General features: G+C 54.0%; 6 protein-coding genes. All 6 read right to left on the bottom strand.

Annotated elements, in window-relative coordinates:
• Positions 1–121: 121 nt before the first annotated feature.
• Complete coding sequence (locus Q7V06_RS00125) at positions 122–1,363, bottom strand: cysteate synthase (RefSeq protein ID WP_304836294.1); 1,242 nt, start codon at positions 1,361–1,363, stop codon at positions 122–124.
• Positions 1,360–2,595, bottom strand: a complete 1,236-nt coding sequence (locus Q7V06_RS00120) for a methanogenesis marker 16 metalloprotein (protein ID WP_304836292.1) — start codon at positions 2,593–2,595, stop codon at positions 1,360–1,362. Before Q7V06_RS00120 ends, Q7V06_RS00125 begins: the two co-directional genes overlap by 4 nt.
• Positions 2,592–3,197 (bottom strand): (Fe-S)-binding protein, encoded by a 606-nt coding sequence (locus tag Q7V06_RS00115; RefSeq protein WP_304836289.1) that lies wholly within the window; start codon positions 3,195–3,197, stop codon positions 2,592–2,594. The genes Q7V06_RS00120 and Q7V06_RS00115 overlap by 4 nt, the downstream gene beginning before the upstream one ends.
• Positions 3,198–3,902, bottom strand: a complete 705-nt coding sequence (locus Q7V06_RS00110; RefSeq protein ID WP_304836286.1) for a GTP-binding protein — start codon at positions 3,900–3,902, stop codon at positions 3,198–3,200.
• The gene (locus Q7V06_RS00105) at positions 3,899–4,666 is read right to left on the bottom strand and encodes an ATP-binding cassette domain-containing protein (RefSeq protein ID WP_304836283.1); all 768 of its coding nucleotides are present in this window, start codon (positions 4,664–4,666) and stop codon (positions 3,899–3,901) included. The genes Q7V06_RS00110 and Q7V06_RS00105 overlap by 4 nt, the downstream gene beginning before the upstream one ends.
• Before the next feature lie 127 nt (positions 4,667–4,793).
• Positions 4,794–9,280: cobaltochelatase subunit CobN (locus Q7V06_RS00100; protein ID WP_304836279.1), on the bottom strand; the 4,487-nt coding region annotated here is incomplete at its 5' end.

The raw sequence follows: 9,280 nt of genomic DNA, 5'->3' as shown, positions 1-9,280 counted from the left end.
CCCTGTGCAACCGTGATGGAGAGGGGAGAACTTCCCCACCTTCAGGATATGATCAGGAGGTCCTATGCAGAAGGATTCCCGACCGTCACCCTCATCTCTCAGGATCTTCAGGATAGCTTCTTCAAACATGGTGCAGCTCCGCTATACAGGACGGCATCTCTTGGGGTTGTATGATCTCAACAGGCAGAACCGGATACTTCTCCGGGACTGCTCTGTACCCGCCGCCGGTGATATTCAGAAGAGTACAGTCGTCTTCTAAAATCTCACCGCGTTCAAGAGCAACAAGGAGGGCGGCACAGGCAACAGCAGCTGCCGGATCAAGGTCGATCCCTTCGGTCTCTTCAAAGAGTGCGCCTGCTCTGTCGGCATCATGGTTTGTGATCCCATACATCCGGCCACCGCAGTCTGAAAGGGCATCGAAGAGGCCTCCGGCCACCGCATAGGGGGGTCTCCGGTTCGTCAGGACATCGGCATGAACGTCTCTGATCGCCTCTTCTGCATGCGGCATATCGATTGCCGGTATGATCTCTCTCCTCTGTGCCTGCCATGCAGATACGAGCGGGATGAAGGGGAGATTCTGGGCGAGGTGGAGGCGGGGCAATGCCCCTCCGTACCGTCCATCTCCGATCAGCCTGAGTGCTGCTTCCCATGCGGCTATTGCGCCGGTGCCGCTCCCGACCGCCTGCACATAATGGTCCGGTATCCTTCCTGTCGTGACTGCTGCATCAAGAAAGACGGTACCCATCCCGTCACGGCGGGCAACATTCCTTGCACCGCCTTCAGGAGTAAATCCGGGCAGCTCGCAGATCCGATCAGCAATTGCTATTGCATCTGAGTAATCTCCGTCGACTGCGATCAGGGTGACATTCTCAGCAGGTCTCGTTGTCCAGATCCGATACAGTGACCGTGTCGGAACAACGAGGATGATCGGGATGTCCATCCCCTGTGCGGCCTCGGCAAACGCCCTTCCGGTGTTTCCGGCTGATGCAATGACAAGGGTGCCGCACCCGGTCTCTTTCAGACGTTCAAGTGTCGGCCAGGCTTCGAGCTCCTTAAACGAGCAGGTCGGAATATGTGCGTTTCGCTCCGGTGCATACCCGGAGAAACCGATCCAGAGGTTCGAAAGTCCTGCTTCAGCGGCAAAACCATCTGATCTGAAGGTGACCGGACCGCTCATCGTCTCTGGTATCTGCTGTACCGGGAGCCATCCGGCATACCGGAAGAGACCCGGCTCATCCCGAAGTATCAGTTGTTTCTCAGAATAGACGGCACGGAGCAGGCCGGGATGACCGGCCGGGCAGGTGAGCTCTCCCCGGTCATTAAAGACCTCACCACAGACCGGACACCGGAGCATGTGGGTCATGGCCCCTCCGAAAGGAGGAATGAGCCATCCATGATCTCGTCTGCAAGCCGTCTGCAGAGCCGCTCTGCCCGTGTTCGATCGGACTGGCGGAGGGTGATCGGAATATCGTTCTTATCCAATGAAATTGATCCGAGGTTCATGGTAAACACACCTCCTTCGCAGACAGAGGCGCAGGCGCCGCAGGCAAGGCAGAGAGAGCGGTCAAGCGTCTGCTCCGCCGATAGTGCACCGGCAGGGCAGATGAGGTGTGCAAGGCAGGGGGTGCAGCCGAGGCATCGGTCAGCATGGATCTGAACCCCCCGATCTGTTCCCTGCCAGACCCTGCCATAATGGGACGATCCGATCGGCTGTCTGGTGCTGATCCCGGCTACAGGCAAGGGAATCTCCTCATCGAGAACCATCAGTGCATGAAGTGATGAGGAGTCGAGCACAGGAATAGCAGCAGCAATTGAGGTGAGACATTCGGGCCCGTCAGATGTGATGAACCCACCCATCATCAGTGGGTCCATTCCTATCATATCGGCGGCACAGGCGAGGTTTGGACGCTCAGCAGTCGATCGCGTTCCGGTGCCGACGATGATTCCGTTAACACCGTTAACAAGGATGGGTGTACCGGAAGAGAGTGACCTGAGACCGGGATCGTTCTGAACCGGATTCACCTCCCCGCATCCCGAGACTGAGATCTCCTTATATGGGCCGGAAAGTCCGGTCACCGAGAAGATGGTGCGTATGATCCCCTCCTCTTCATTGAGGAATGCGGTGTAATTTTTAAATGCTGATCTCGAGGTATGAATCCGGGCGAATGTACAGTCTTTAAGTGTGATATCGTCTGAATACCTGCGTCCTTCGGCCTCCGCTTCCACCCCAATCCGCTCTCCGGCAACGAAATCTGCGAAGAGATGGCCACCCCCGTAACGTTCGTCCCTCTTTGCTGTCCCATAGACGATACAGTCAACAAGACCGAGCCGTTCATTTGGACACGGGCCGATAGATGCGGGGACACCATTCAGAAGGAGTTTTTCGGCCTTTCTGAAGGTGCCGGGTGGTGCAACCGGAACCGAGATGACGGCATAGGTCCCTGACATCACCCCGAATGTGCCGCAGGTGACGATATCGACATCTTCTGGTGTAAATGTCTCTCCTTCCCGCACCCTCTTCTTAAACTCCGGTGCAGGGATAACAACTGCTGACCCATTCCTGATCTTCTCGTTTATCTCTCTCTTCGTCTTCACAGTGATATCCCCTCCACTCTGACACGAAGTCCGTCTGCTGTCATAATAATCGTATTGACGACACCTGTATGAGAGAGTCCCATCAGGCAGTAGCCAGGGAGGAACCGTTGTCGTAAACCAAATGTCGGCTCACGGGAGACGACCTCTGCGATCCCCTCGAATGCATGGACATGGTATGCTTTCACGTCCATTACATCTTCATTTCGTGCTTCGATCGGGCTTGTCACATGGCAGGAGATGATCCCACTCACCGGATCTGCTGCTGTCACCCTGAGTGCATGGTTTATCGGGCATCCGGCTCCGGCAGGCCTTCCGATGAGGAGATCTCCTGCTTTGATATTCCATTTTTCGACGAGATCGGGTCGGAAAGGGACGATATCCTTGCGGGTGGATGGTTCACCGGGAAAAGGATGAAGGACGAAGTCATAGGAGAGGCCGAGGAGATCGAATCCGGAATATAATGACTTCTGCACTCCGCTGCTTTCCTGATAAAATGGGCAGTCCTGATGCCTCTTCGCTCCCCGGGCAAGGAGTTCCGAAAAAGCAGTGCATGATGCCGCCCCGCAGAGTCCGCAGTCTTTACCCGGTGGTATCCATCCCATCTATTCACCCCGGAAGAGGCTACCAGCACTATCCAGCCGTCGGACAACCCCAAAATGATTACTCCATCCGATCTGTTTCTTACCGACACAGACGGTACAGACACCAAGCGGTGGACTGCCCCGGAGGGTGATCCCTGCTGCATCCGTAATTTCGTGTAGTGCATCGATCATCTTCATCAGGTACCGCATCCCGGTCCCGACCATCGCATTCGTCTCGATGATCTCAATATCCGGCGCAACATCCCGGATACCTTCCCGGAAGACCTCCTTCTCGGCCTGTGATACGAGGTCGATCCTGGTGACAACGGCAGCATCCGCAAGGGCGATCATCGGTGCCATCTTGTAGGGGGAATGGGTTCCCCCGATTGCAGAGAGAACGGCAATCCCGAGGGATTCTGTTGTATAAGGGGTGCACCTGAGGCAGAGCCCGGCAGACTCGACGATCAGGTACTCTGCACCCTCTTTCCCGGCCCAGAGGAGGGCATCTGAGAGCACCATGATCCCGGCATGATCCGGGCAGAGGTCACCGGAGATGACCTTTCGTGCAGGAATGCCAAATTCAGATGCGATCTCTTCATCTTCAGTTGCATAGATGACATCAATCTTGAGGTATGCAGCTGACTTCTCAGGAAGATGCCTCAGAATCTGGCGGATCACCGCAGTCTTTCCGGCAGATGGCGGCCCTGCGACGATGATCAGCTTCACGCCGCCACGACCGTTTCGTTGAGGACTTCACCGGACCTGAGCCGCTCGCGGAGTGAGGAGAGGTAGGCATCAATCTCTGTCACCCGTTTCAGTACCTCTGCTTCTGATCCATCCGGTTCAAGGACAGCTAAAACAGCCCCATGCCCCATCACGATCCTTCTGTCGGACATCAATGAGACCAATGGATCATGGGTGACAAATATCACCGAGGTGCCCGTTTTCTTGAGACAGGTGATGACACGGTCACGGAAGATCCCTGCGTTCTCCACCTCGTCAAGGAGGATGATCGGTGCATTTGAGATGATCACGGCATCTGCAACGAGGAGGGATCGGGTCTGGCCACCGGAGAGTGAGGAGATCCGGCATTCTCCTCTGATCGGCTCACCAGTGAACTCATTGGCTAAAGCAACTGTCCTCTCAATGAGATCGCACTCGGTGATCTTGCGTGCACGAAGATGCATTGCCAGGAACTCTCCTACGGTAAGATCCGCAAGGCACTTCGTCGTCTGGGTGATGAGAGCGATCGGTTTGCAGGCAGGGTCCCGGACGAACTGTTCAGGCGGAGGAGCACCATTGAGCAGTATCCGCCTGCCGGTTGCAGTATCGCCCTGTGCAAAGACCTCAATATCGTTGATGAAGGCACTTTTGCCAGAGCCGGTCGGGCCGACGATGGCGATCGTGTCACCCGGTCGGAGGTGGAGGGGTTCAAAGGTCTCCGGGTTGCCATGCCTGTCATGGCCGGGGAGGATCGTGATCGTGTGCATGATCAGTGATTCATACCTGAGACCGGATAATAGTTTTCCTTATAATGGAATAAATTGATCTTAAGAGATACATTATTGACGAAATATATCTTTTAAGGTGATCTGTTAAAAAATGTGGAATGTATACTCATCTTCTCTTATAGAAGAATCCTGCTCCGACAGTTCCAAGCACCAGTATCGATAAGAGGATCGCAAGCACCGGTGTTGAGATCATCGGAGTTGATGATGATGTATCTCTGGGCTCCTCGCTCATCACCTGACCTACCACCTGTTGGTCAGTCGATACTGCATCTCCCGGAGTTGTGGTTATGTCACTCCCAACCCCTGATGATTCTACGGTGGTGTTGGTCGCATCAGTGGTTCCGGTCACGGCCGGGGCGACGGTGGCTACAGGTGGGGGGAGGGATGCGGGTGATGTATCTGATCCTGAGTCGCGGAATGAGTCCGGCTGAACTATCCCTGACATAATACCGTTCATATAGGCTTCAAGAGCGAGATTGCCGCAGGTATGGTGGCAGCAGGTGACACCGTTCATCTGGACAGACTGCTGGAATTCGGTTGTTAATGCATGAAGTACAGAGATGTCGGGGTCCCAGTATCCCATCCGGACAACATCGAGCATCCGGGCGGTCATCGCCTGATAGGCATAGGGATTTGCTGATGCAAAATACTCGGATAACCCAAGGTCATACTGGTCAAGCACATAGGTCGCATAGACACTCTCCCACATCTCGCTTGTGATCAGATCAGGAATTGTGACATCCCAGAGCCACATATTCTCGACAAATGACTCCATATATCGTGCGCCATCAAATCCATTGCCCATCATCCCCTCGATCCAGGCAGGGTTTAAGTATCGGGATCTCAGGTCACGGGAGACGAATTGGCTTAATGTCTCCAGCTTCTGGTCCTGTGGGTTTCTCTGGTTGTTGATGTACATATCCGGTGCATTGCCGGAGACGCTCTGGATGGCAAGACTCAGTCCGCCGAAGTACGCGGCGACCATCGGGTGTTCGAGTGTCCCATAGAGGTTTGATGTCCGTGAGAAAACTCCGATATCCACGTCAGCAAGGTTTGCCCTGAAGATATCCGCATACTGCTCACCCCAGATCGACTGGCCGTAGATGTAGCTCATCCTGCTGATATAGAGATCTGCAATCTGGTTGGGGTCATCCCATGAGTCTGTACCGCCGATCGCATGTTCAATTCCGGGGGTATAGGATCCGGGTGGTGGAGAGAAGATCCGTGATGCAGCAAGTTCCATCGCAAGTGCGGGATCATACCCCTCAGCAATGAGGGACTGATAGATACGATCGGTGTTTATCTTCACGTAGTTTGGCATTGCGCCATCATCTGCTGCTGCCGCAAGCCTGACCGCTTTATCAATCAGCTCTATCTTGCTTGCATACATGTCACGATACGATCCCGATGTGACGACGACAACATCGATCCGTGGCCTGCCGAGTTCGGATGACGGGATCAACTCCACATCACTCACCCGGTTGTTACTCGTCCAGACAGGGCGTACCCCAAGCATCCAGAAGATCTCTGACTCCATCGTCCCCTGGTGGCGGGAGGTCTCAATAGACCAGAGGAGGAATGCGATCTTGTCCGGATAACTACCATGTTGTGCACGATGGGTTGCGATCAGTTCGTCACCGAGGGCGACGCCTACATTCCATGCGACCTTTGTCGGGATGATCCGGTCATCGAAGGTGCAGAGGTTTCTGCCGGTTGGAAGTGCATCCGGGTTTCTGATCGGATCCCCGTTTGGACCCGGAGGAATATATTTTGCCTCAAGCGCATCCAGGATACGGGGTATCTCAATGGTGCAGTCGAGGATCCTCTGGTGATAATCCTGTGCAAGCACCAGATCAGCGGTGATATCAGCAGACGTCTGTTGAAGTACCGTCTGCTGGGCGGCATTTGGGCTGTTTCCGTTCAGTATGACCTCATTTAAGAGTGCAATTGCCGCATCTTCGTCTCCACCTGCTGCCTCAACATGGTTCTGGTATGACGTTCCGAGCATCCCGTTGATCATTGCTACAAGACTCTCACCATCCGGCACCTCGCCGAGGATGTGTGAGCCGTATGGCATGTAGACGGTTGCAAGTTCTTTTAAATATGAATCCATATCGAGGAGGAATGCATTAAATTGCGTATCATCTGCAGATATTGTGTCAAAATTCCAGCCGATGTCGGAATGAAGCCCAAGTTTCTTCACCGTTGCAAGAATCTCATTCTTATATCCCTGCTTCACCGCCTCATCAACGACGGTTCTGTAGTTTGTGATCGTCTCCTTCAGGTCTGCAAGCTCCCCATATAGTCCCGATGGCACAAGGACCGGCGTCATGAAGTCAACGATCACCATATTCGCACGTCTCCGATCAAAGATCCCTTCTGCATCCATCGGAAGAACATGCACATGCGGCATCGATCCGGAGAGGATCGCACCCCAGTCGTCTGCTGCAAGTCCTGCTTCTTTTCCGGGCATCATCGGGATGATCGAGAAGATCGAGAAGATGGCATCGGCTTTGAAGATCCGATCCATATAGGTGTAGAATGCATAACACTGGTGTGTGGGTGGGACTGCACCGTCATGGTAGGTGACGTCAGTATTCTGGTTCCAGCCTGGCATCGGGTCGGGGGCGAGGATGACGTTTCCGAACCTGATGATCGGAATGACGAGCGAGCGACCGCCATTCCCGTCATAGACCATGATCTCTCCGGGAGGTTCTCCCCAGATATCGATCATATGCTGCTGTTTGTCGGGTGAAAGCTCATGAAACCAGGATCGATACTGGTCTTCTGGGATCAGGATCACATCACCCATCTCAACACGCTTCTTCAGCTCATCGGGAACCCAGGTACCGATATTGTATCCCTGAGATGCCATCAGATCCGCAAGCTCCTTTGCATCCGGGAGGGGACCTGATCCCAGATCATAGCCGCGATCCCGCATGGCAACGAGGAGGTTCGCAAGGCTCGCCTGTGCGTCGAGATAATAGTCGATATCTGCGCCGACTGTTGACTTTCCACCTTCCGCACTGTAGTAGGGGATGATGACCTTTTTATTCTGATTGTCAGTCCTTCCGAGATCCACCCATGCAAGCGTCCGCTCTGTCAGCCAGGTGACCTGGTCGTTCATCGGTTTGTAGTAGTCTGCTCCGGTGACCGGGTCGATTGCCTTTGTAGCAAAGACGATCGGCTCGATGATGCCATCAAGCTCTGCCAGCAGAAGCTGCCACTGCTGTTCGGGGCCGACACCATGAGGGCTGTTTCGCCATGTCTCTTCATCGACATCGTAGAAGAGCCGGACCGCATTTAAGATCGGGACATTCAGCTTCCTGAGGTTTTCAACACCGCGCTCAGGATCGCTGTAGTCGAGGCGGGAGCCTTTTGAGATGAGGACACCAGCATCGATCATCACCATCCCATCCTGCATGAAGTAGTCGATCCTGGCGGGATCTTTGTAGTGATAGGTGGCAACGATCACATTTACCCCGGCATTTTCATATGAACGGACGAGGGCATCGAGCATCGGGCCATCACGTGCCATATAGGTGTAGTCACCGGTGATGACACCAACGGTTCCCTGCGATTGGTCATAGGTGCCGGTTCCGGTGTACCACTCCAGGTACTCTGCAAGAGTTGGATAGATGTCCGGGGCATCAGGATGATATATCCCGTAGATCGGGCGACTCTCCGGAGGTTCGAGTTCCATCTGAAGCCCGCACCATGTGACACCGAGGAATCGTGCCAGGTTATTGAAGTTCTTCTCAGAGTGGTAGAGGAGATAGGTCTCAACGGTCTGGACATTCTGATCTGCTGGATCTTCTGTGTGGAGATTATAACCCTGGAGGAGTGGGCCAATGGAGATTACTACTGACCCGTTTGCCTGTGCGGCAAGGACGGTATCCTTGATCGCTTCGATCACCCCTGCATCAAGGTTTGAGAGGAGGATCAGGTCAGATCCGCTTAGGTCAAAGGAGAGGTCGAGATCTGATCTTCCATAGTACACTGAGATATTGATCGAAGCGTTGATCTCAGGATCGAGTTGTGCTGCTTCAATTGCAGCTATCTCTGCCTGTCGGGAGAAGACGAATGCGATCTCGGTCTTTTTCGTATTCTGAAGGAGGATCTGTTCCTGAAGAATACTGAGGAGATTGTGGAGGCTGTCATCATCTGTTGACTCCCAGTACCTGGAGATCTCTTCGCCTGCAGGGGTGCCGAGTACGATGCCTTCCGGCAGGTCGCAACCGATGATCGTCTCATCTTCGGGTAGAAGGGACTGCATCAGAAGAGCGGTCTCTTCACCGACTGAGGCGATGAACCAGGCTTTATCAAACGAGAGGTCGGCTGATTCCACCTCCTCTTCCGAAATGACCGAGATATTCATGGAGAGGGTGTCTGGAGAGAGGGAGAGGATCTCAGCAAGAGCGACCCGTTTCTCTGAGTTGCCGGTGAGGATGAGAAGATGTTTCCTGCCGTTCTCTGTCGATGGAATGATGGGGACGGCCTCTATATCTTCTTCAGGAGGTGTATCGCCTTGATCAGGAGGGTCATCCGATAGTATCTCCGGATCGTCTATTATGGCCGGTGATACTAAAGTCT

The sequence above is a fragment of the Methanocalculus sp. genome (assembly GCF_030651615.1).
Classification (GTDB): Archaea; Halobacteriota; Methanomicrobia; order Methanomicrobiales; family Methanocorpusculaceae; genus Methanocalculus.
Note: the sequence above shows the minus strand (reverse complement) of the source record. Positions and strands in the feature narration are given on the sequence as shown.